Below are 22,782 nucleotides of genomic sequence, written 5' to 3'. Positions count from 1 at the left end.
TTAAGCTGTCTTGCCGATAAAGCCTAACTTCTTACCTACCCAAGCTAAAAGCAGCATCGCGACAATAATCGCAAAGAAGTTTGAACCTGCATCAGGGTGCTGTGCTTTCACAAAAGCCGAGTGGCCAAATGCACCTACAAAGAAACAAGCCAAACCCACTAACGGAATATCTTCAGATACTGGATTAGTTAGGTATTCTTGGTAAAGCGCTTGTACAGCCAAAACTAAAGCAATCAACGGGAAAATAGAGAAGCCCACTTCGCTCATTGTTACCCAAGATAACAGTGCATCACCACACGCACCTGCAACAACAGCAAGTACGAGTGTCTTTCTTTCAGAACCACGGTTTACAGTATTATTTTCATTCGACATTATTCAATCCCGCCTTTTAATCGGTTACGTTCACGTTCTTTACGATACCAAAAAGCCCCTTTGGCCATCATTCGTAATTGCATGATCAAGCGTTCAGCCAATTCATCTCGCTGACGTCGATCTAAATCTAATGCTTCTGCCCCTGAGTTGAAAACCAATATGACCGAGGCTTCTGCTTGAGTAAAAGCTTCATCTCTTGTCATGCCTGTCGTTATCAGGTATTCGGTTAATTCAACAGAGAAGTGTTGTATCTCACGAGCTACCGCTGCACGAAACTCAAATGAAGTTCCTGAGCGCTCGCGTAATAACAGTCTGAATACGTTTGGGCTGCTTTCAATGAATTCCATAAAGGTTTCAACCGATGTGCGAATCACACTGCCTTCTTTTACTATACGCTGACGAGCTTGACGCATTAATTGGCGTAATAATAAACCACCTTCATCAACCATGGTTAAGCCGAGCTCATCCATATCTTTAAAGTGACGATAAAAGGAAGTCGGTGCTATTCCAGCCTCACGAGCGACTTCTCTCAAGCTTAGGTTGGAAAAACTACGATCGGCGCTGAGTTGGCTAAATGCTGCATCAATTAAGCTACGACGAGTTTTTTCTTTTTGCTGTGCGCGAATGCCCATTGGTTTCATACTTTATCAATTTCTTCTTTTACAGCCTAAACAGGCATGTCTGATTCTCTGGTTAATATAACGCGAATCACTTCTTTATATAAGGCACTCTGGTTATATAAGACACTAAACACACCTCTTTGTTCACGTATCGAAGTAAATACGTTCGAAGAAAAAATTTCAATATCCACACTGTCATTTGGAGACATACGACATACCAAATATTCTTTTTTCGATGACTCGGCGTGATCTCACCGACTCTCTGATACCCTTTTCATGTACCCAAGAACAGAATCAGTTAAAATCTCGCTAAAGCAATGTTAATCAAATATAACAAGGAAGATAGCTATGCCACACTCCAACCACTTTGATGTAATCGTAATTGGTAGTGGCCCCGGAGGAGAAGGGGCAGCGATGGGATTAACCAAAGCCGGGTTGAACGTTGCAATCATTGAGAAAGAAAGCAGCGTTGGTGGTGGTTGTACTCACTGGGGAACCATTCCGTCAAAAGCACTGCGTCACGCTGTTAGTCGTATTATCGAATTCAACAGCAATCCGCTGTTTTGTCAGAACAACAAAAGCATTCACTCAACGTTCTCTAACATCTTGGGGCATGCTAAATCAGTCATCGACAAACAGACTCGCTTGCGCCAAGGATTCTACGACCGCAACCAGTGTACGCTAGTGTTTGGTACTGCACGTTTTATCGATACTAACACTGTCTCGGTAATGCAAAGCGATGGTACTGAAGAACATTACAGTGCGGACAAATTTGTTATCGCGACAGGTTCTCGTCCTTATCAACCAGATAATGTCGATTTTCTGCATGAACGTATTTACGACAGCGACTCGATTCTTTCTCTTAAACACGACCCGCAACATATCATCATCTATGGTGCTGGCGTTATTGGCTGTGAATACGCGTCGATTTTCCGTGGTTTGGGCGTAAAAACCGATCTCATCAATACTCGAGACCGCTTACTGTCATTCTTAGACAATGAAACCTCAGATGCGCTTTCTTACCACTTCTGGAACAGTGGCGTAGTCATTCGTAACGATGAAACCTTTGAGAAAATTGAAGGCACTGATGACGGTGTAATCATTCACCTAGAGTCAGGTAAGAAAATGCGTGCTGATTGCCTACTGTATGCCAATGGCCGAACAGGTAACACAGACAGACTAAACCTTGGTGCTGTTGGGCTAGAATCGGACTCTCGTGGGCAAGTCTCAGTAAATACCAATTACCAAACCAATGTTGATCATGTTTATGCTGTCGGGGATGTGATTGGCTACCCTAGCCTAGCAAGCGCTGCTTATGACCAAGGTCGATTTGTGGCTCAAGCAATAGTGAAAGGTGAAGCTGAACGCCACCTTATCGAAGACATTCCAACAGGTATCTACACCATCCCGGAGATCAGCTCTGTTGGTAAAACTGAGCAAGAGCTTACCGCAGCTAAAGTACCGTATGAAGTGGGACGTTCTTCCTTCAAGCACCTAGCTCGTGCTCAAATTGCGGGTAAAGACATTGGTAGCTTGAAGATTCTGTTCCATCGCGAAACCAAAGAGATTTTAGGTATCCACGTGTTTGGTGAGCGTGCCGCTGAAATCATCCATATCGGACAAGCGATTATGGAGCAGAAAGGTGAAGCGAATACCATCGAGTACTTTGTAAATACAACCTTTAACTACCCAACGATGGCAGAAGCTTATCGTGTTGCAGCACTCAACGGGCTTAACCGTTTATTCTAGACAAAGCACCAATAGGAGTATTTGACCACCCATAGGCCAAATACAAAAACAGCAAGCAGCGCGCTTGCTGTTTTTATTTAAGATATTGAACATTAAAGCATTAATAGTAATTAGATCATGATGTTCTAAATACCCCTTTTCCTGTACAGCCTCTATTTGTTGCTCCCTGAACTGAGCTATCTAAGTAAGCTAAGCGAGAAACTCACCCTTTTTCCACTGAGAAACAAACAACACACCAAGACCAATTCCGCGCATTGCCATAAAGCTCAGCATCGCTAGCCACAGTGCATGGTTTTCTAAGCCTGATGCTAAGTAGAAAATCGCGAAAAAACTGCAAGTCGCAACAAACATACTATTGCGCATATCCTTGCCTTTAGTGGCCCCAACGAAAATACCATCCAACAAGAAGCACCACATAGATACCAATGGCATCGCAATCAGCCATGGCAGATACACCTCGGCTTGGCTCTTCACGTCTGGGATTGTGGTGATCATATTGATTAAGCTAGAGCCAGCGATTACGAACGCTATGGTCAGTACTAAACAAGTATTGAAGCTCCAGAAGAAAGTACCAATCAATGACTGGTTTAGTTCATCTTTGTCTTTCGCGCCAATCGCCTTACCGACCATAGCTTCCATTGCATAGGCAAAGCCATCCATCCCATAAGAGATGATCATCAAGAAACTCATCAACACGGCATTGGCCGCAACAACATCATCGCCAAAGCTTGCACCTTGGAAAGTCATGAAAGTGAAAGTCGCTTGTAGACACAATGAACGAAGAAAGATATCGCGATTCAGTTTCACGAAACGACTCAAACCTTGGCTAGTTTTCTTAAGCAGATCCCATGGCGATGGTAACTGTTTCTTCGCCCAGATTCGGTAAACACAAATCAGGCCAAATGTTAGACCAGCATAATCCGCCATTACAGATGCCAATGCAGCACCTTCCACTTGCCACCCTAAACCGATAACAAAAACGATATCCAAAATGATATTGGTGATGTTGGTGATAATCACCATCCACATTGGCGCTTTGGCATTTTGAGTTCCGAGTAACCAACCTAAAATTACAAAGTTAGTTAGCGCAGCAGGTGCACTCCAAGCGCGGATTGAGAAATATTGCTGACCATAGTGCTTAACTTGATCACTGGCGCTACTCAATGAGAAAACTAAATCGGCGACTAGACTGTGTAAAAGCAAAAAGACACCAGCAAACCCTAAGGCCATAGTCACGCCTTGCACAAAGACTAAGCCAAGTTGCTTGCCATCATTCGCACCATAGGATTGTGCGGCTAGCCCTGTTGTCGACATACGCAGGAAGCCAAGCAACCAAAAGGTCACACTGATCATAGTGCCACCTAATGCCACACCACCTAAATACCAAGAATGCTCTAGATGACCAATAACCGCCACATCGACTAAGCCCAGCAGTGGAACCGTAATATTAGAGAGAACCATCGGGATCGCGAGCAACAACACTTTTTTGTGCATCGCCTGATTGGATAGCGTTTGAAAAATAATTTGGGGATTAAATAGCTTCACGATCACCTCTTAGCTTAGAGGCGATAGTTTAACCTAGTGGGTGGGCTTTCACTATGTTGTGTACTTTGTGTATTGGTTAGCTTTTACCAAACTATGTGTTGATAGAAGAAGCTAACGCTACCATTTAACTAGTACTAATTGAGGAGTTAAACGCTTTTTAAACTGAGAAATCTTACACAACAATCGCTGCCACAACTTCCAACGATTACATTGCTGCTCTAATGGTGAAAATGACTTAACCCATTGCGCCCATGGCAACCAATTGAGAACACTGTCTATTGGTGAAGACAACCCGTGAGCATACTTTCCAGAACCGAGCTTTTGCCCAAGAGCACTCGAGCTTTTGTCTCCAGCTAACACTAAACACGCGTGTGCATGAGTAAAGTAACGACTCAATGACTGAATAAAGTGCGCCGTCAGCTGTTCATTACAATCAAGCAGAGCATGTTCACACACCACCATCACAGAAGCTTGCTCTGGAATGTTAAGTTCATCTAACCAAGTTAAGTCGTCAACAGAGCCACACTCTAAACGATAGCGTTCATTTTTGTGGAACAGGCGTTGTCGCCAAAGCAGATTCTCGGTTACATCCAGCTCAACCCAATGACAGCGGCCATTATCTAAACGGTAGAAACGGGTATCGAGCCCTGCTCCCACGTTAATAATCCAAGCATCTGGGTTATGAGATAAAAACTGTTGAACTTGAGAATCACAAAGTTGAGTCAGTGTCGCGTAAAGGAGTTGTTGTTGGTCGAGTTCACCAGTAAGACATTCTGGTGCTAATTGGCAGCGTTTGCAGGCTTGAGCTGCGATAGGGTCATAGACTAGGCCGTCATCGGCAAGGCTTTCGCGGCTGCGAAACCAAAGATGTTGAACGAGATTCGTCGGAACTTGGAATTCTTGATGTGCAGACCCTTGATTAGAAGAAGCCTTTTGAACAGAGGAGCGCGGCTTACGAATAAGCGGCTTCATTTGAGGTTTGGTTGGATTTGGCATCATCATCTTCCTTGTATCTAGACAAAGAAGATGATAATGAATATCAATTACAATAACAAGTTATTGAGAATAAATATCAATAAGCTTTTTTGCAATGACTACATCCAGTCGGTGTTACGAATAATACCAACAGCCAGCCCTTCAATAGACAAATGTTGAGATTCTAGATCGACGTGAATTGGAGAAAACTCTTCATTTTCAGCATGTAACAGAACCGTTGAACCTTTGCGTTCTAGGCGTTTTACCGTTACATCATCATCAACACGAGCTACAACAACCTGACCGTCGCGTACGTCTTGTGTTTTATGAACAGCCAGTAGATCACCATCCATAATACCGATGTTTTTCATACTTTCGCCATTTACACGAAGTAAGAAGTCAGCCTGAGGTTTAAACATACCTGGGTCTACTTGGTAATGCATTTCTACATGTTCTTGAGCCAGAATAGGCTCACCAGCGGCAACCTGACCGATTAATGGTAAACCTTGTTCCTCATTTGCTGCATCTTCAAGCAAAATACGAATACCACGAGACGCACCCGGGATAATCTCTATCGCTTCTTTACGAGCAAGAGCTTTTAAATGTTCTTCTGCAGCATTAGCAGAGCGGAAGCCTAGTTCTCGTGCAATTTCTGCACGTGTCGGTGGCATACCGAAATCGTCAATCTTACTTTTGATAAGATCAAAAACTTGTTGTTGGCGCGGCGTTAACGGCTTCATGATTCACCTGTCTTTTTATACAGTTGACTGTGAGTATATCCAGTAACTGAACAAAAGCAAAGCAATTGGTTGTTTTTAGTTCATTTTTCAAGAATCACAAAAATAGGATCTCTAGCCACACGTAACCCGCTAGTATTAGACAGATGAGAACAGCCGCCGAGCCGACATCTTTCGCCATCCCAGAAAGCTCATGATGCTCACTACCGATTCGATCAACAACTGCTTCAATCGCGGTATTGATTAACTCGACAACCATCACTAACACAACAGCTGAGATCATCAAGATTCGCTCAACTTGGCTTACGTCCAAATAGAATGCCAACGGAATCAGTATTGCTGCCATGAACACTTCTTGCCGAAATGCAGCCTCGCCTTTAAACGAACTTGTGAGGCCTTGCCATGAAAAGCCTGCTGCTTTTATGATGCGTTTGAATCCGGTGTTTGATTTTTTGGTCATTTTTAACTCTATACTCAATCAGTCGATGAATGATTTTCCACAAACTTAACGGCAATATGACTATTTCCATTAAAAGGTTAGACCAGTTTCTGGTATTCTTGCATCGATTAAATTTACGCCTAGGCTTATCCCTATTTCACTCATAGGATTTATCCTTTTTCATCATAGAAATAGAGATACGCTTGAGCACATTGAAATAACTATTGAGGCAGTGAACCTATATGTCTTCTGGACAATCTTTTTCACGTTCATTAATGAAGCTACCTTTATCCGTATTGGTAAAGGGCACATCAATTCCTTCAAACCCTGTTGAAGATTTGAACATTGATTTGAGCAAACCGATTGTATACGCCTTACCGTTTCGCTCAAGTGTCGACATTCTTACATTGCAAAAACATGCACTTGAATTAGGTCTACCTGATCCATTAAGCAAGCTTGAAATCAACGGCAAATCACTGCAACGCTACGTTTTTATCTCTTCTCGCAAAACTCTGCTTCAAGACGATGATTATGTACCAAGCTCTTCAATTGAAGTGTTCTCTGAGTTGCTTTCACTGCATGCTGAAGACTCTGAGCTCGATGTTCAAGTTATCCCTGCCACTGTGCTTTGGGGACGTAAACCAGGTAAAGAGACTAACCAGAAACCTTACCTACAAGCAATGAATGGCTTAGAAAAATCAAAAGCGGTATTGCTCGCAGGTCGTGACTGTCTGGTTCGCTTTAGTCCTGTGGTATCTCTTCGCTACATGGCAAACTCACACGGTACCGACAGCACCATCGCGCACAAACTGGCGCGTGTAGCGCGTATCCACTTCTCTCGCCAAAAACTTGCTGCATCAGGCCCTAACCTTCCCAGCCGCCAAGCGCTGTTTGATCGCCTACTCAAATCAGAAGCGATCAAGAAAGCAATTGAAGACGAAGCACAAGCAAAGAACATCTCGATCGAGAAAGCGAGCAAAGAAGCTCAAGACATCATGGACGAGATTGCTGCAAACTTCTCTTACTCGCTGATCAAGCGTGGTGAGAAGATTCTGGGTTGGTTGTGGAATAAGCTTTACCAAGGCCTGCATATCAGCAACGCTTCAACGGTTCGTAAATTGGCTCAAGATGGTCACGAGATTGTTTATGTGCCTTGTCACCGTAGCCACATGGATTACTTGTTGCTTTCTTATGTGCTTTACCACGAAGGCATGGTGCCTCCGCATATCGCGGCGGGTATCAACCTCAACTTCTTCCCTGCCGGTCCTATTTTCCGTCATGGTGGTGCATTCTTTATTCGTCGTAGCTTCAAAGGCAACAAGCTGTACTCGACGATTTTCCGTGAATACCTAGCGGAATTGTTCGCTAAAGGTTACTCAGTAGAGTACTTCAGTGAAGGTGGTCGTTCTCGTACAGGTCGTCTATTGCAGGCAAAAACGGGCATGCTAGCGATGACCATTCAGGCAATGCTACGTGGTATGAACCGCCCTGTTACTTTGGTCCCTGTGTACATTGGTTATGAACACGTGATGGAAGTGGCGACTTACGCGAAAGAACTTCGTGGCAAGCGTAAAGAGAAAGAAAACGCGAGCTTAGTGATTCGTACCATTCGTAAGCTACGTAACTTTGGTAAAGGCTACGTGAACTTCGGTGAGCCTATTCAACTGAACCAATACCTGAATGAACACTCACCTGAGTGGACCAAAGACATCGACCCAATGGGCACCAGTAAACCACAATGGATGAATCCAGTGGTTAATGACCTGGCGACCAAAATGATGACGCACATTAACGATGCCGCGGCGACCAACGCATTGACCCTTTGTGCAACCGCGCTATTAGCCTCAAGACAGCGCGCATTGTCTCGTGACTCTTTGGTTTCTCAGATCAATTGCTACCTGTCTCTGCTTAAGAACGTACCTTACTCTGATACATTTACGGTACCAAAAGACAGTGCTGAAGATCTGGTAAAACACGCTGAATCGCTGAACAAGTTCCTAATTGAATCAGACTCAATGGGCGACATTATTTCGCTAGACCGTCACCAGTCAATTCTGATGACCTACTACCGAAACAACATCATTCACTTGTTCGCTCTGCCATCTTTAATTGCCCAGATGACCATTCGTCAGCGCGGTTTATCGATTGAAGCGATTCAAAAGAATGTTGCAGCAATTTATCCGTTCTTAAAGAAAGAGCTGTTCTTAAGCTACGACGAATCACAGCTTGAAGGCGTAGTATCAAACATCATTGATGAACTTGTTAGCCAGGGCATGATTGTTGTGTCTGACAATGAAGTGACGATCAACCAATCGAACAGCCAAGCTCTTATGCTGTTAGGCCGTACGATTTCAGAAACGCTACAGCGCTACTCTATTGCTCTAAACTTGCTGGCAGAGAATCCGGAACTGGACAAATCTGACCTTGAGCAGAAAAGCCAAGACATCGCACAGCGACTTGGTCGATTGCATGGTATCAATGCTCCCGAATTCTTCGATAAAGGTGTGTTTGCTTCTATGTTCGCAACGTTGAAGCAGCAACAGTACCTAGATAACGACGGCAACTGCGATTTAGAGAAGACTCAGCAATTCGCTAAGCTTCTTTACTCGATGCTTTACCCAGAAGTCCGTCTGACTATTCAAGAGAGTATTCACCAAGTCGAGTAATTCCTGTATATAGCAGGGCTCTGATAGCAGATTCAACGCGATCAAAAAAGGCACCCACTGGGCTGTCTCTTATACACAAATCCCTAAGCTATGCTTAGGGATTTTTTTTGAACTATTTTTAGGTTCTATGATCTGATCATCTAAGCAATGACAAGGATGATTATCATGACCTATATAGAGCCAACCCTTTGGGCACAAAAACAGTTCGGTCAAGCCCACCTTAATGACCCAAGACGTACTCAAAGACTCGTTGCTCTCGCAGCTTCACTGGCCGAGCAACCTGGCGTACCTGTCTCGAAACTCATTATCTCACCGGCTGAAATGGAAGGGGCTTATCGCTTCATCCGTAATGAGAAAATCAAAGCAGAAGATATCGCAGAGGCAGGGTTTTATGTCACTGCGCAAGAAGCGTTAAAGCAACAAACACTTCTTGCCTTAGAAGACACGACTTCTCTGAGTTACGCCCATCGCAGTATTCGAGATGAACTCGGACACTCCAATCAAGGCAATCGACATCGAGCGATGTTCGTACACTCTACCTTACTTTTTGCGCCCGACACTCAATCTGTGATTGGTTTAATTGAACAACAGCGCTGGACTCGTGATATAGAAAAGCGAGGTCAAAGACACCAGCATGCGACTCGACCATACAAAGAGAAAGAAAGTTATAAGTGGGAACAAGCCTCTCGCTATGTCGCTGAGCGACTTGGCGATAAAATGTCGGATGTCATTTCGGTGTGCGATAGAGAAGCCGACCTCTTTGAATACCTCACTTACAAGCGAGAGCAACAACAAAGATTCCTCGTTCGTTCCATGCAAAGCCGCTGTATTGAAGAGCATGATAATCGTCTTTATAGCTATGCATCTACTCTGTCATCAGCCGGGGAGAAAGTGCTCGAAATACCGCAAAAAGGCGGTCGCAAAGCTCGCAAGGCTCATTTAGATATTAAATATGCCCCCGTGACACTCAAGTCTCCTGCAAACAAGAAAGAGTTCGATAACATTCCGCTTTACTACGTGGGATGTATAGAACAAGGAGAGAATAACGATAAGCTAGCCTGGCACTTACTGACTTCGGAGCCGATAACGAGCAAAGAAGAGGCCCTCAAAATGGTCAGTTATTATGAGCGGCGCTGGCTAATAGAAGATTTTCATAAAGTCTGGAAAAGTGAAGGGACTGAAGTTGAGCAACTGAGAATGCAGAGTAAAGATAACTTAGAAAGGCTCAGCGTCATTTTAGCTTTTATCGCGACTCGCTTACTCCAGTTGAGGTTCATGAATGAGTCCGATGAGTTATCTAAGACCAGTTGTGAGCAGGTATTAAAAGGCAAAGCATGGAAGTTAATGTGGCTAAAGTTGGAGAAAAAGCAGCTGCCGAAGGAAGCGCCCAATATATCATGGGCTTACAATGGTATTGCTCGGTTAGGTGGCTGGAAGAATACCAAGCGAACGGGTCGCGCTTCCATAAAGACGTTATGGCAAGGATGGTTCAGGTTACAAACCATCCTTGAAGGGTATGAACTCGCTAAGTCTCTTGATTAACCAGACTTGTGATCAAGAGACAGCCCACTGGGTGCCTTTTTCTTGAATATTCGTTTGATAAAAACTGATGCTTACCAGAAGGTAACGAACAAACCGACCGTTACGGCCATACCAACATAGTTGTTATTTAGAAAAGCTTGAAAACATAAGTCTCGGTCACGATGCCGCATCAAATGTTGTTGGTACACAAACAAGCTGCCTGCGGCTAACAATGCCCAATAGAAAGTATCACCCAATTGGTAGTGCATACCTAACACAATCAGCATCGCTAGAGTAACAAGTTGCAAAGAGCCGACGATAAGCTTATCGAAGCGACCAAATAAAATAGCCGTCGATTTAATACCAATCTTCAGGTCATCATCTCGGTCTACCATCGCATATTGCGTGTCGTAAGCAACCGTCCACAAAGCATTAATAACGAAGATAAACCAAACAATACTTGGTAGTTCATTGGTTTGTGCAGCCCATGCCATTGGTATCGCCCAACTAAACGCTAAGCCGAGGAACAACTGTGGAAGATGTGTAAAACGCTTCATGAAAGGGTAAATGAACGCCAGACCCACACCAATAAATGAGAGCTTAATGGTCAGTGGATTCATGGTGAGTACTAGCAAAAATGAAACTACGGCTAGCACTAAAAAGAGCAGAATCGCTTCCTTACTGGAAACCAAACCTGAGGGTAATGGACGCTGCTTGGTGCGTTTAACATGGCCATCCACTTTACGGTCCGCAAAATCATTGATCACACAGCCAGCTGAACGCATCAACACGACGCCGAGTACGAAAACAACCAAGACATCAAAATCAGGCATACCTTGTGCGGCGATAATCAGCGACCACAAAGTCGGCCAAAGGAGTAACAGAGTACCAATCGGGCGATTCATTCGCGTTAATTGCCAGTACGCCTTCGCTTTGGTGGCAAACATTTACACACTCTCCTTAGAGTAAATGGGTGATGTTGGTAAAAACAGTTCTGCCACAAGCATCGGTTTATGGTTCATCCATAATCGAGAGCGACGCGCGAGTAAACACTCATCACCTGCGATAACCCAACCGACTTGCAGCGCATCCCGCTCGACATTCTCAGCACTAAACACCGTTAGTCCAAGCGGGACATTTCCTTGTTGAGAAAGGTCGGAGTGTTGATGATCTTCTAACGTCACACGGGGAATCAAGGTTCGACCTAGCACCCATGGGGCATCATCACCCTTCAAAATCACTTTACGCAGCAAGCAATCAAATGATGATAAAAGATGTTCCTCGTCTTGTTGCAACATTGAGCGTTCTACAACTTGATTATGAAGCAACTCAACAGACAGGTGCTGACAACACTTCCCCAACTTGCGGGAAAGAGAACCTTGCTCCATAAGCCACTCTTTGGTGGTTTTATTAGGAAAATCAAATGTTTCTGTACTTTGCCAATCTACATTCATTAACGAATTAAGATACAGCGATATTGGCTGATTCATACTAGTATTCAATAGGTGACTTTACACGTACAATAAAGCTTCAACTTTCGAACAAAATTAAAGCGTTCTTCGAATCGTAAACGTATTTAGATTTAGACCGCTCATTGTAACAAGACTAATGCGTTTCGAATATCGCGAATAAACTAAAGAAAAGTCACAAATATGCACAAACGTTATGTAGCCCAAATATTTCTTGCGATTACTCTACTCTTTTCAGCATCTAGCTTCGCAGAAGAGGAGTCGGGGCCCAAACTAGCCTACTTCACGCTAGAGCCAGACCTGACCACTAATTTTTACACCAAAGGTAAAAAGCTGGGCTATATTCAAGTTCGCCTCGATATCATGGTCGCGAATAGCGATGACTTGGCGGCCATTGAGCATCACCAACCATTGATTCGCGATGCAGTGATTGAATTGCTTGGCAAACAAAACGAAGAAACCATCAAATCTCTGTCTGGTCGCGAAGATTTAAGAAAATCCTTAGTTGAACATCTCAACAAGATTCTGCTTCCTGAGACAGGTAAAACCCTCATTGCTGACTTATTGTTTACCAAATACCTTTATCAATAATGAAGATGTGAAAACGAATCCAAATAAAAAAGCGGCTCATCTGGCCGCTTTTTTGTCTCTAGCACTTGTCTATTCTCGATGATACAAGAGTTAGCTTGTTGCAGAGCGAGGTGCTTTCATTGAATCAATTAAACCAATAATTAAACCTGCCGCCAAACCGGCTAAATGAGCAGTATTCGCGATAGCCATGAACGGCTGCATGTAACCAAGCACTAACCACAACAGCATAAAGCCTACGATCTGCCTTGGGATATTCAAACCAAGCTGAGGGGCTTTCGACCCTAAAATCCATAAGTAGCCAACCAGAGCATAAACAACACCAGACAAGCCGCCGAAGTTTGCTCCTTCAACCCAATACTGTCCAGCGCCAGAAAGCGCAGAAGATATAGCAAATATCTGAAGTAGCTTGAGGCTACCTAGCTTTTTCTCGATGTCTCCACCTAACTGCCACCACCACAAGATATTAAATGCGATGTGCATAACAGAGAAATGCAAAACGGCATGACTCAACCAGCGCCATAGCTGCCATTGCTGCCCATCGACTGCGGGAAAATGCAGAGCATTGAAAATAGCTTGGCCAAAACCGATCTGTTGCAGCACAAAAATCACAACACACACCAACATCAGGCTTAGTGTCACAGGGCCTGCTTTCGCTTTGATCATGCCCATAAAGCTTGGAGTATGGTAATGGAAGTTGCTCTTTCTAGTCTCTGCCATGTCCCAAGAGGCCGCTTGATAGCGTTTATGATTGGCTTCCGCAAGAAAACGATTCAGCTCCGCCTCAGTTTCCACCTGGTATTGACTGTCTATCAGCCAAAGAGCAAAACGTCCCTCTCCCTCAGCAGACATTTGAATAGGGATCTGACGAGAAGCCATATAATCAATAAATGCTTGCGCAAGACGAGGATTGTCTAACACCATCAGTCTAATCATTGTTATTTCCTATTCATGCTATTAGAAAGGCTTGAAGTGGCTAAAGTGCTAAAGGCTATAACCCAGCGATCACTGGAAGTTCAGCACGATGCCAAGCTTCAAAGCCACCATCAACACTATATACCTCTTCAAAGCCTTGGTTCACTAAATATTGTGCAGCACCTTGGCTACTAATACCGTGGTAACACATGACTAAAATAGGTTGTTCGAACTCTACCTCATCCATGAACGACACCATCGTATCATTGGTAAGGTGATAAGCTGTCTTTGAGTGAGCCACCGCGAAAGACTGCGGGTCACGAATATCGACAAGTCTTGCTTCGCCTTGTTCTATAAGGGCTTGAGCGCTTTTAACATCGATATGTTTAAACTGGTCCATGACTTTCTCTTTTATGCTGATTTACTTTGCTGCCATTGTAACCTATCCCAAGGCTAACAATCACATCCACTTAATAAGGTTATCCACCAGCGATCACTTTTACACCGTTTGTGGATAAATCTGTGGATTGCGTGAATAAAGTGTTTTTTTTAAAATAGATCCACAACATGTAGTGATGATCCTGATCTAACTGTGGGTGTTATGAAAAATATCCCCACATCAAAAACCCTCACAAAGCCTTACTACACCCTGCTTTTAGACAACTGACGAATAAACTTCTCACAGAGTTATCCACAAAATCATTTTGCAAATTTCGATCGCAAAAGTTGAGAAATCGATCGAAAATAAAAAGGCCGAGATCTCTCGATCTCGGCCTTTTCAAATTCAGCTTATTTTACCGCTTCTGGCTTATCTGCCTTTAAAAGTCGCCAACAGCTTGCTTCAACTTCTTCATCGCATTCTTTTCTAACTGACGAACACGTTCTGCAGAAATGCTGTAAGTATCGGCAAGGTCTTGCAGTGTCGCTTTGTTGTCATCTAACCAACGTGAGCGAACAATGTGTTGGCTACGCTCATCTAAGCTCTTCAATGCGAGACCTAAACGATTGTTGGTATGAGATTCCCAGTTAGCGGCTTCAACTGTCTCAGCAACATCTGATGCTTTGTCTTCAAGGTAATAAACTGGTGCAGTATAAGCAGAGCCACCGTCGTCATCATCCATAGGCGCTTCAAACGTAGCATCTTGAGCCGCTAAACGAGATTCCATTTCACGAACCTCTGAAGGCTCGACACCTAATTCACGAGCAACAGTCTCGACTTCACCATTATTGAACCAACCTAAACGCTTTTTAGACTTACGTAGGTTAAAGAACAATTTACGCTGTGCTTTAGTCGTTGCGATCTTAACAATACGCCAGTTACGCAATACGTACTCATGAATCTCAGCTTTGATCCAGTGAACAGCAAAAGATACTAGACGAACACCAACTTCTGGGTTGAAGCGCTTAACAGCCTTCATTAAGCCGATGTTACCTTCTTGGACAAGATCAGCCATTGGTAACCCGTAGCCAGAATACCCTCTTGCAACGTGTACCACGAATCGTAAGTGGGAAAGGATCAAGCCTTTCGCAGCATCGATCTCACCTTTGTAATGTAATCGCTCTGCAAGTCCACGTTCCTCTTCAGGGGTCAGCATTGGGTAGCTGTTCGCTGATCGGATATAGCTATCTAAACTATCTTGTGTGACTAAAGCCATTTGATACGCTTGGTTTGCCATTCGGTTCCTCATCAATCTCTGATCTGGAGTAATACATCTATTAAAACCCAACAATCTTGAACCTAAAATGAACAGGTTTCAAGGAGGGGGAAGTAATTATGCATAATCAATTCGTCTATACAAGGCTAAAACTGGTTAAGAAGTGCCTATTTTTCGTCTAATTATGACTCTATTCACCTAAACAGGTTCAATTTCTTTTAGGTGACGCTGCGCAGAAAGCTTCGCAGCCACGCTACCAAGCAGGGTTCCAACGATCAAAAGCAGTAAGGATTCATCCCAACTCAAGCCAATTAGGCGGAAGTGGCTGTCATAAAGCTGAGCTAAGTCATCTACTGCGCTGTTGAGCAATATGGTAATCAATGCCGTCATGATCCAAGCACTAATCGAACCTAAAACACCAAACCACATCCCTGCATAAAGGTATGGTCGGAGAATAAAACTGTCGGTCGCACCAATCAGCTTCATGGTTTGAATCTCTTCTTTATGCGCCAATACATTAAATCGCAATGTGTTACCGATAATTAAAAACACCGCGCCCAACATCAATACCGTTAAGGTAATCACGATGACAGCCGCTAATGCTTTGATCGCATCTAATCGCGCTAACCAATCTTCGTCTAAACGAACATCGGTCACTAATTCTTGTTGTTTAACTGTGCCTGCCAGTTCTTTAATTAGGGTATCGCTGTGTACGCTTGGTGTAATCACCAACACGCCTGGTAATGAATAATCGTCTAGGATAGTCAGAGCATCTTCAAAACCAGAGTATTGGCTAAGGTCTTCAAGTCCTTGCTGCGGAGAAATGTACTCCACCAACTCAACTTGATCCCAACTTTCGATTTCATCCTTAAGCACCATAACTCTAGGCTCAGGAATGCCATCCTCTATATAAGCACTTATTTGTGACGGGCTAGTGACATCTTGCGCTACTTCACCAACATTTTTACCCAGTAGGTATAAACAAGCTGGCATCGCCAAAGCCATTGAAATAACCGCAAGCGTCAGCAAGTTACCCAAAGGTCGTTGCCACATTTGCGTGAAAGATGATTTTGCTTGCTTCCAATGAATAACAAAAAAGCCGTCACTTGAAGCGCGGTTTGCTGCTCGGTTAGATTGAGGTTTCTTGATACGCTTATTCGCGGCCATAGTCTTCAACCTCGCTCAAAAATCCTTGGTTTAATTCAAGGTGACGATATTGAGGGCGAGTGTTTACTAACCCGATATCGTGCGTCGCTAGGATAATGGTGACGCCCGCGCGGTTAAACTCTTCAAAGAGTCGCAACACACGGTTAGACAATTCAGGATCGAGGTTACCTGTGGGTTCATCCGCTAACAGCAGCGTTGGACGGTTAACCACGGCGCGAGCAATACCTACTCGTTGCTGTTCACCACCAGATAACTGACTTGGTAGGCAACGCGCCTTATCAAGTAATCCGGTTTTATCCAACGCAGCACTAACTCGACGTTTTATTTCGTTTTCAGAAATAGATTCAATACGCATAGGCAGAGCGACGTTATCGAAAATCGAGCGATCCATCAGCAGGCGGTGATCTTGAAAAACAATCCCAATATTACGTCGTAAAAAAGGAATGTCTTTGGCTGGAATCCGAGTGATATCGTGATCATTGAACCAAACACGGCCATCAGTCGGACGCTCAATAGCACAGATCAACTTCAGCAAGGTACTTTTACCAGCTCCAGAGTGACCACCCAAAAAAGCCATCTCTCCACGTTTAAGATGAAAATCCACTTTTTGGAGCGCTTGTCGCCCACCTCGGTAGGCTTTGCTCACTTGCTGAAATTTGATCACCGAAAATTCCTCTTACGATCACTCATATCAAATTTAAAACGGTAGCAGGTTAAGGATAAACCACTTTGCTACGCGCGTTACTCTTCGCGACTAAATAGTGCTTCAATAAAGTCTTTCGACTCAAACGGACGCAAGTCGTCAATACCTTCACCCACACCGATGTAGCGGATTGGAATCTGGAACTGATCCGCGATTGAGAAAATCACACCACCTTTTGCAGTGCCATCTAACTTCGTTAGCGTAATACCCGTTACTGGTGCAACTTCACTGAACAGCTTTGCTTGGCTGATAGCATTCTGACCAGTACCGGCATCTAGTGTTAGCATGATTTCGTGTGGTGCAGAATCATCAATCTTCTTCATTACACGAACAATCTTGCGTAGCTCTTCCATCAAGTTGCTCTTATTCTGCAAACGACCTGCAGTATCTGCAATCACAACATCAACACCACGAGCTTTCGCTGCTTCAATCGCATCGTAAATAACAGACGCACTGTCAGCACCAGTGTGTTGAGCGATAACGGGAACATCATTGCGCTGACCCCAAACTTGAAGTTGCTCAACCGCTGCTGCACGGAAGGTATCACCCGCAGCAAGCATCACTTTCTTGCCTTCACCTTGGAACTGTTTAGCCAGTTTGCCGATAGTGGTTGTTTTACCGACACCGTTCACACCGACCATTAAGATAACGTAAGGTGTTTTTGTTGTATCAACCACAAGAGGCTGTTCAACTTGGCTTAGGATATCGGCCATCTCTTCTTTGAGCAGACCATATAGAGCTTCACCATCTTTTAGGTCATTGCGAGATGCTTTTTCTGTTAGGTTTTCAATGATTTTTACGGTGGTATTCATACCCACGTCAGCAATCAGAAGTTGCTCTTCTAGCTCTTCAAATAGATCTTCATCGATTTGCTTACCTTTAAATAAACCAAAGAAGCCAGCACCAATATTGGCTTTGGTGCGACTAAGGCTACGCTTAAGGCGTGCAAAAAAGCTTTCTGTCGGCTTTTCTTGTACTTCTTCAACCTTAGCTTGAGGAGCTGCCACTTCTTCCTGCTCAGCTTCTACTTCGACAGATTGCTGCTCTTGTTGAATCTCTTCAAGCGCTTGCTCAGGTTCAACTGACTTAGATTCAATTGGCTTAGCTTGTTCAGCTTCAGGCGCGACCTGTTCAGCCTCAACTTGTGATTCAACTTCAGTTTGATCTTCAACGTTTTCTACGTTCGCTTCATTCTGAGTTTTTGGGCTTTGTTCTTCTTCACCAAAACCAAGCCACGATAATAATCCGCGCTTCTTTTTTTCCGTCATCAGAGGAGTTTCCTAGATCTACTAATTAGCTGTATTGACTTAATACACGTCGACTCTTTGCTATTGTTATACAATACAAGCTTGTATAAACGAATAGTAAAGAAAAATGACAAAGCAGTGATAAGTTTGCTTTTAGCTTGATACACTTTGTCATTGTAAATTTATTTAATACACGAACCCACTTAAATTGGGCTCGGTATAGTATCACTTTATTAGCGGTCAAAAAATCTATGGTAAGACGTCGCCAGCAAAACACATCACAAAAAAAGCCATCCGGAGGCTTTGTTCGAATTATTAGTGGCTCGTGGAGAGGTAGAAAACTGCCCGTTCATGATTTAGAAGGATTACGCCCAACCATTGACCGAGTAAAAGAGACACTCTTTAACTGGGTGGCTCAAGATATCCCACATTCAACTTGCTTGGATGTATTTGCCGGTTCTGGCGGTCTAGGTTTTGAAGCCGCTTCTCGCCAAGCAAAAATGGTGACACTGCTCGAAATGAATCAAAAGGCAGCCAAACAGCTTTCTGATAACGCGAAAGAGCTCAAAGCAGACAACATCAGTGTCGTGAATACTGATGCTATCTCTTTCCTTAAGAAGCCTGGCACTCCTTACGATATGGTTTTCCTTGATCCACCATTTCGTAAAGGCTTGCTGGCAGAAACAGTACAACTGCTTGAGAGTAATGGTTGGCTTGCAGACAATGCGATCATTTACGTTGAAACAGAGAAAGAACTGAAACTCGAAGCTATGCCAGATAACTGGGAATTGCATCGCGATAAGACCACTGGCCAGTCTAGCTACCGACTGTTCAATCGAATCACTGAAGAATAGGAGTTATTGAATGAAGTTCTTGCTTCCACTAGCAAAAGCAGCCATCGCCTTTGTTTGGTTTATCTTAATCGCCAATATTTTCTACCCATTCCCGGGTAATGCTGCGATTGCGCTTTATATCATGACAGCATTTTTGTTCTTCATGCACGGCCTGCAGATGCTGATTTTCATCGGTGCTTTTGGCGATAAGATCGAAATGTCACGTTGGGAGAAATGGTCAATACTGATTTTCGGAGTCTTTGCCCTACTCGATATCCGACGCAAACACATGATGTAATCAAGCTTAAGCTCAGATACAAAATACTGAACTACAGAAAACATCATGACAGAAACAGTCGATACAAAAGCGCCGCTCATTTGAGCGGCGTTTTTTTATTCATCGTTGATACTGATGTTAGCCCATGTAGCCCTTTACACCATCTAGGAACATTTGCGTCGACAGCATAACCAGCAACAAGCCCATCAAGCGCTCGATGGCTTTAAGACCTCTCTCTCCCAGTACTCGCAGGAAGAAGCCATTAAACATCAGAATAAAGAAGGTCGCGCCCCAAGCCAGCATCACAGCAGCTGAGAGCTCTAGCATGTTGTCAGGATGCTGGGTCGACAACAGAATCAATGCCGCAATCACTGACGGGCCTGCAATCATCGGAATCGCCATAGGCACAATAAACGGCTCTTCACCTGCCGCGAGGCCTGTAATACTACCTGCGCTTGGGAAAATCATCTTAATCGCGATGATAAACAAAATAATACCACCTGAGATACTCAAGGTTTCAGGTTGTACGTGCAGGAAGTTCATAATGCTTTGTCCAGCAAACAAGAACAACAGCAAGATAATCAGTGCAAACATCAGTTCACGAACAAGAACAATACGGCGACGCTTCGGATCGAGGTGCTTAAGGATAGAGAGCACAATTGGTAGATTACCAAGCGGGTCCATAATAAGAAACAGCATGGTTGCTGCAGATAAGATTTCCATAAGTTGATCTCGAAAAGCGAAGGTGCGCGGAGTATAACAGCCTCACATTGATTTTCGAACACAGTAGTTGGCATCGTTAAGAGGGAATTTACAGAGGGAAGTGATACGGAAATAAATATAGGAGTGGAGTCAAAACCTCTCATCCACTCGCCCAATATCTGAAGATCAAAAGGCTCTGAAACCAAAAATATCTAAAACTCAGTACCTACTAAAGATCAATGATTACACACGCGCTCGCGATTGGTACAAAGCTTGTTATCAACAATCACGACCTTTTCCATCTTCAGAAAAAACTTCAACAAAGCATCCAAATCTAGACCGTCTAGCTTACAAGTGTGAAAGCGAGCTTTTGCTCCATACGTCAGAGCCAGTTCTTGTGTCAGCTCTTCACGAGTCAGTGGTTTTTCACTAAGCAAATTTAAAACGTTGTGTGCGTGAATTTCGATAGTCATAACTCAATCTCATGTTTAATGAATTAAGCGTAGAGTACAGACTTTCAACAAGGCTGCCTTGATGTAGCTCAGAATTGAGTAAGCTCTACCCTAAATGGTCAGAGATGCCACAATAAGTGCATGTGCAAATAAATAACTGCCCGTCACCCAAAAGTAAGCACCTTTGATTGGGCTACGATAACAGTTCAGTGCATAAGCCAATGCAGAAAGCAGCAACACACTACAGCCAGCAAAGCCCACCGCATGGGACAGTTTAGGATCAAGCAACCAAACCTCACCAGAAGCCCATGCCAGCTGAATAAGCACCATCCCCATGATAACAACAGGAAAGACAAGTTTATCTAAGCGAGGCAATAATAAGAAGAAAGCAACAATACATGCCGCTAACAACAAAGCGAACAGCCACCAGACCATTTCTCCTGACAACTGTAACCAAAATGCTTTGCTATAACAAAGTTGAGCAACCAAGAAACAAACAAAATGTAGAGAACGTTTTTGAGTGAAAGTATGAAGAACATCTGCAATCGCAGAGATAGCCAACCCAGCCACTACCCAATAGGTAAAATCAGCAACAACAGATTGAGTTAAAGCAATGATCGCTAATAATACAAAGGTAAAAACCTTATACGATAAGGCCTGACCGATATGTCCATGTTTCGTTCCTGCTATTACTCCAATACCAGACAAGGAAACCGCTAACCAACTCCACATATCATTTACCCTATTGCTTTAAAACGTCGCCAGTCTAGGCACACGAGTGTTGATGTAAAGCCTAAGCCTTTCAAAATTGGATCTTGATTACGCTTCCACTAAAAAAGCACCTCTTTCCCCCAAGCAATAAGAAATCCCTTAGCTCTCATTGATATTTGTTTAAAACTAGAACACTTTCATACAAAACCTCTTTAAAGCTCGACTCCAGCCCTTCAACTTGTCATTTGGACAATTCTAGTCTAACGAAACTGTCAAAAATGCGCAAAAACCGGCTAAAATCATGATATTAAATACAAACCAAAAATAAATTAAGCAATTAAAAACAGCAACTTAAAACAAAAAAACAAAAATAAAACAGAAAAACAAAAGGCCAAGTAGCACTAGCCCACTAAAGTAAGAGGTTTGCTTTGATTTAACGTCTAATTGTCAGAACAACCCTATACCTATGTAAAAATTACCACTTAAAACCTAACAAAAAATAGAAAACACAGCCAAAAACAACCTGGACATACCCAACCCCTATTAATACAGTTTAACAACTTTTAACAATATCAATTACACAATACACCACAACAAAAACAACAACTTAAATGTAATAAGAACAAACATGAATCACAACGAACAAAATAAGAACACACCAAAAAATACAGTTAAATCGAGATTTACAACTTAAAAACTGGCACTTTTCTTCTACTTTTAAAGCTTTCGAAAGTAATACTTGATCTAAAGCCATAAGTAGTGCTATTCTTTTAAACATAGCGAGAGACAACCAAATTTAGGAGTAGTGTTATGATTTCATCTTCGCAAAGACAAGGACTTGTAATGATCGCGGTAGTTGTAGGTCTAATGACACTACCGATGATGTACTAAGCAAGTTACAGATAAAAAAAGGGACGCCATGAGCGTCCCTTTTTTTGTTCAGATTTTTCACTTCGAAAACAAATGTAATGTTAATACATCCCAGTTCGCATAATAGAAACCAGCAGCAGCCAAAGTCATTACCATCATCAGTAAGATCGCAACTCGCCAAATAAAACGACCGCTACGAGGTGTCAGTTCCTTCTCACAGTCGTTACACATCATTATAAATTTTTGCTGGTCTTCCAGCTGAGCCTCATGTTCATTCACTACCTTGTTACGACACGTTGCGATATAACGCAGCTTGATTACCATATCGTGCGGTAGCCTTTCTTCACAGCTTGTTACAAGCTCATGCAATCCTTCGCCTTCAGCGTGATATTGAAGTCTCAATAATTTTTCTATATTGCGAGTTCTATTCACCACTTTTTCAATATCGGTCATCTTGGCCCTCCCACTCCACACTATAATTCTAGTCGAGCATTTCCTTATTCTTATACAAAATCATTGTTATTTACGAGAGAAAGAGACAATAAATAACAACGCTTTATCCCAAACTA

General features: G+C 43.2%; 24 protein-coding genes. 6 read left to right on the top strand and 18 right to left on the bottom strand.

Annotated features, from left to right (window positions below):
- Together OCW38_RS00620 and fabR are read right to left on the bottom strand one after the other, a co-directional pair.
- On the bottom strand, positions 1-372 hold the full coding sequence (locus OCW38_RS00620; protein ID WP_102297028.1) for a YijD family membrane protein: 372 nt from the start codon (positions 370-372) through the stop codon (positions 1-3).
- A complete protein-coding gene (fabR, locus tag OCW38_RS00615) occupies positions 372-1,013 on the bottom strand; it encodes an HTH-type transcriptional repressor FabR (RefSeq protein WP_102297031.1) in 642 nt (213 codons plus the stop codon). Before fabR ends, OCW38_RS00620 begins: the two co-directional genes overlap by 1 nt.
- A gap of 327 nt (positions 1,014-1,340) precedes the next feature.
- Between fabR and sthA the strand changes: the two genes are divergently transcribed.
- Positions 1,341-2,741 (top strand): Si-specific NAD(P)(+) transhydrogenase, encoded by a 1,401-nt coding sequence (gene sthA / locus OCW38_RS00610; protein ID WP_010438694.1) that lies wholly within the window; start codon positions 1,341-1,343, stop codon positions 2,739-2,741.
- A gap of 189 nt (positions 2,742-2,930) precedes the next feature.
- Here sthA and dinF read toward each other — a convergent pair whose 3' ends face one another.
- The 4 genes from dinF to OCW38_RS00590 form a co-directional block, all read right to left on the bottom strand.
- Positions 2,931-4,286: an MATE family efflux transporter DinF gene (gene dinF, locus OCW38_RS00605; RefSeq protein WP_198595948.1), complete on the bottom strand. Its 1,356-nt coding sequence runs from the start codon at positions 4,284-4,286 to the stop codon at positions 2,931-2,933.
- Between the two features lie 117 nt (positions 4,287-4,403).
- Positions 4,404-5,282 (bottom strand): class I SAM-dependent methyltransferase, encoded by an 879-nt coding sequence (locus tag OCW38_RS00600; RefSeq protein ID WP_016768444.1) that lies wholly within the window; start codon positions 5,280-5,282, stop codon positions 4,404-4,406.
- 98 nt (positions 5,283-5,380) lie between these two features.
- Positions 5,381-6,001 (bottom strand): transcriptional repressor LexA, encoded by a 621-nt coding sequence (lexA, locus tag OCW38_RS00595; RefSeq protein WP_022570862.1) that lies wholly within the window; start codon positions 5,999-6,001, stop codon positions 5,381-5,383.
- 94 nt (positions 6,002-6,095) lie between these two features.
- Positions 6,096-6,458, bottom strand: a complete 363-nt coding sequence (locus OCW38_RS00590) for a diacylglycerol kinase (protein ID WP_016798924.1) — start codon at positions 6,456-6,458, stop codon at positions 6,096-6,098.
- 221 nt (positions 6,459-6,679) lie between these two features.
- On the opposite strand from OCW38_RS00590, the gene plsB reads away from it, so the two are divergent.
- Positions 6,680-9,103 (top strand): glycerol-3-phosphate 1-O-acyltransferase PlsB, encoded by a 2,424-nt coding sequence (plsB, locus tag OCW38_RS00585; RefSeq protein WP_010438703.1) that lies wholly within the window; start codon positions 6,680-6,682, stop codon positions 9,101-9,103.
- A gap of 165 nt (positions 9,104-9,268) precedes the next feature.
- Positions 9,269-10,645: an IS4 family transposase gene (locus OCW38_RS00580; protein ID WP_261894103.1), complete on the top strand. Its 1,377-nt coding sequence runs from the start codon at positions 9,269-9,271 to the stop codon at positions 10,643-10,645.
- Positions 10,646-10,716: 71 nt separating this feature from the next.
- Here OCW38_RS00580 and ubiA read toward each other — a convergent pair whose 3' ends face one another.
- Positions 10,717-11,571: a 4-hydroxybenzoate octaprenyltransferase gene (gene ubiA, locus OCW38_RS00575; RefSeq protein ID WP_010438705.1), complete on the bottom strand. Its 855-nt coding sequence runs from the start codon at positions 11,569-11,571 to the stop codon at positions 10,717-10,719.
- Positions 11,572-12,114 (bottom strand): chorismate lyase, encoded by a 543-nt coding sequence (locus OCW38_RS00570; protein ID WP_010438706.1) that lies wholly within the window; start codon positions 12,112-12,114, stop codon positions 11,572-11,574. It abuts the gene before it with no gap.
- Positions 12,115-12,276: 162 nt separating this feature from the next.
- On the opposite strand from OCW38_RS00570, the gene OCW38_RS00565 reads away from it, so the two are divergent.
- Entirely contained in the window at positions 12,277-12,684 is a 408-nt protein-coding gene (locus OCW38_RS00565; protein ID WP_010438708.1) for a flagellar basal body-associated protein FliL, read from the top strand.
- A gap of 90 nt (positions 12,685-12,774) precedes the next feature.
- Here the strand turns inward: OCW38_RS00565 and glpG are convergent, their stop codons facing one another.
- The 6 genes from glpG to ftsY all read right to left on the bottom strand — a co-directional run bounded on the left by glpG (position 12,775) and on the right by ftsY (position 18,389).
- Positions 12,775-13,617, bottom strand: a complete 843-nt coding sequence (gene glpG, locus OCW38_RS00560) for a rhomboid family intramembrane serine protease GlpG (protein ID WP_261894761.1) — start codon at positions 13,615-13,617, stop codon at positions 12,775-12,777.
- A 55-nt stretch (positions 13,618-13,672) separates the two neighbouring features.
- Positions 13,673-13,996 (bottom strand): thiosulfate sulfurtransferase GlpE, encoded by a 324-nt coding sequence (gene glpE / locus OCW38_RS00555; protein WP_010438714.1) that lies wholly within the window; start codon positions 13,994-13,996, stop codon positions 13,673-13,675.
- Positions 13,997-14,414: 418 nt separating this feature from the next.
- Positions 14,415-15,272 carry an RNA polymerase sigma factor RpoH gene (rpoH, locus tag OCW38_RS00550; protein ID WP_010438716.1) on the bottom strand — a complete coding sequence of 286 codons (858 nt, stop codon included), beginning with the start codon at positions 15,270-15,272 and terminating at the stop codon, positions 14,415-14,417.
- Positions 15,273-15,449: 177 nt separating this feature from the next.
- A complete protein-coding gene (ftsX, locus tag OCW38_RS00545; RefSeq protein ID WP_016791846.1) occupies positions 15,450-16,418 on the bottom strand; it encodes a permease-like cell division protein FtsX in 969 nt (322 codons plus the stop codon).
- Positions 16,405-17,082, bottom strand: a complete 678-nt coding sequence (ftsE, locus tag OCW38_RS00540; protein ID WP_004736585.1) for a cell division ATP-binding protein FtsE — start codon at positions 17,080-17,082, stop codon at positions 16,405-16,407. Before ftsE ends, ftsX begins: the two co-directional genes overlap by 14 nt.
- A gap of 77 nt (positions 17,083-17,159) precedes the next feature.
- Positions 17,160-18,389 (bottom strand): signal recognition particle-docking protein FtsY, encoded by a 1,230-nt coding sequence (ftsY, locus tag OCW38_RS00535; RefSeq protein WP_016787987.1) that lies wholly within the window; start codon positions 18,387-18,389, stop codon positions 17,160-17,162.
- Positions 18,390-18,619: 230 nt separating this feature from the next.
- On the opposite strand from ftsY, the gene rsmD reads away from it, so the two are divergent.
- Together rsmD and OCW38_RS00525 are read left to right on the top strand one after the other, a co-directional pair.
- Positions 18,620-19,222 carry a 16S rRNA (guanine(966)-N(2))-methyltransferase RsmD gene (gene rsmD / locus OCW38_RS00530; RefSeq protein ID WP_016768440.1) on the top strand — a complete coding sequence of 201 codons (603 nt, stop codon included), beginning with the start codon at positions 18,620-18,622 and terminating at the stop codon, positions 19,220-19,222.
- A gap of 10 nt (positions 19,223-19,232) precedes the next feature.
- Positions 19,233-19,499 carry a DUF1145 domain-containing protein gene (locus OCW38_RS00525; RefSeq protein ID WP_009848233.1) on the top strand — a complete coding sequence of 89 codons (267 nt, stop codon included), beginning with the start codon at positions 19,233-19,235 and terminating at the stop codon, positions 19,497-19,499.
- Positions 19,500-19,616: 117 nt separating this feature from the next.
- On the opposite strand, the gene OCW38_RS00520 is transcribed toward OCW38_RS00525, so the two are convergent.
- The 4 genes from OCW38_RS00520 to OCW38_RS00505 all read right to left on the bottom strand — a co-directional run bounded on the left by OCW38_RS00520 (position 19,617) and on the right by OCW38_RS00505 (position 22,666).
- On the bottom strand, positions 19,617-20,201 hold the full coding sequence (locus OCW38_RS00520) for a YhgN family NAAT transporter (protein ID WP_010438728.1): 585 nt from the start codon (positions 20,199-20,201) through the stop codon (positions 19,617-19,619).
- Between the two features lie 215 nt (positions 20,202-20,416).
- A complete protein-coding gene (locus OCW38_RS00515) occupies positions 20,417-20,653 on the bottom strand; it encodes a YecH family metal-binding protein (protein ID WP_010438731.1) in 237 nt (78 codons plus the stop codon).
- Between the two features lie 90 nt (positions 20,654-20,743).
- Positions 20,744-21,364, bottom strand: coding sequence for a lysoplasmalogenase (locus OCW38_RS00510; protein ID WP_010438734.1), 621 nt, complete (start codon positions 21,362-21,364; stop codon positions 20,744-20,746).
- Between the two features lie 927 nt (positions 21,365-22,291).
- A complete protein-coding gene (locus OCW38_RS00505; protein WP_010438737.1) occupies positions 22,292-22,666 on the bottom strand; it encodes a hypothetical protein in 375 nt (124 codons plus the stop codon).
- Positions 22,667-22,782: the final 116 nt, after the last annotated feature.

Source organism: Vibrio cyclitrophicus, assembly GCF_024347435.1.
GTDB classification, from domain to species: Bacteria; Pseudomonadota; Gammaproteobacteria; order Enterobacterales; family Vibrionaceae; genus Vibrio; species Vibrio cyclitrophicus.
The sequence above is the reverse complement of the archived record's forward strand: the minus strand, read 5'-3'. Positions and strand labels throughout refer to the sequence as shown.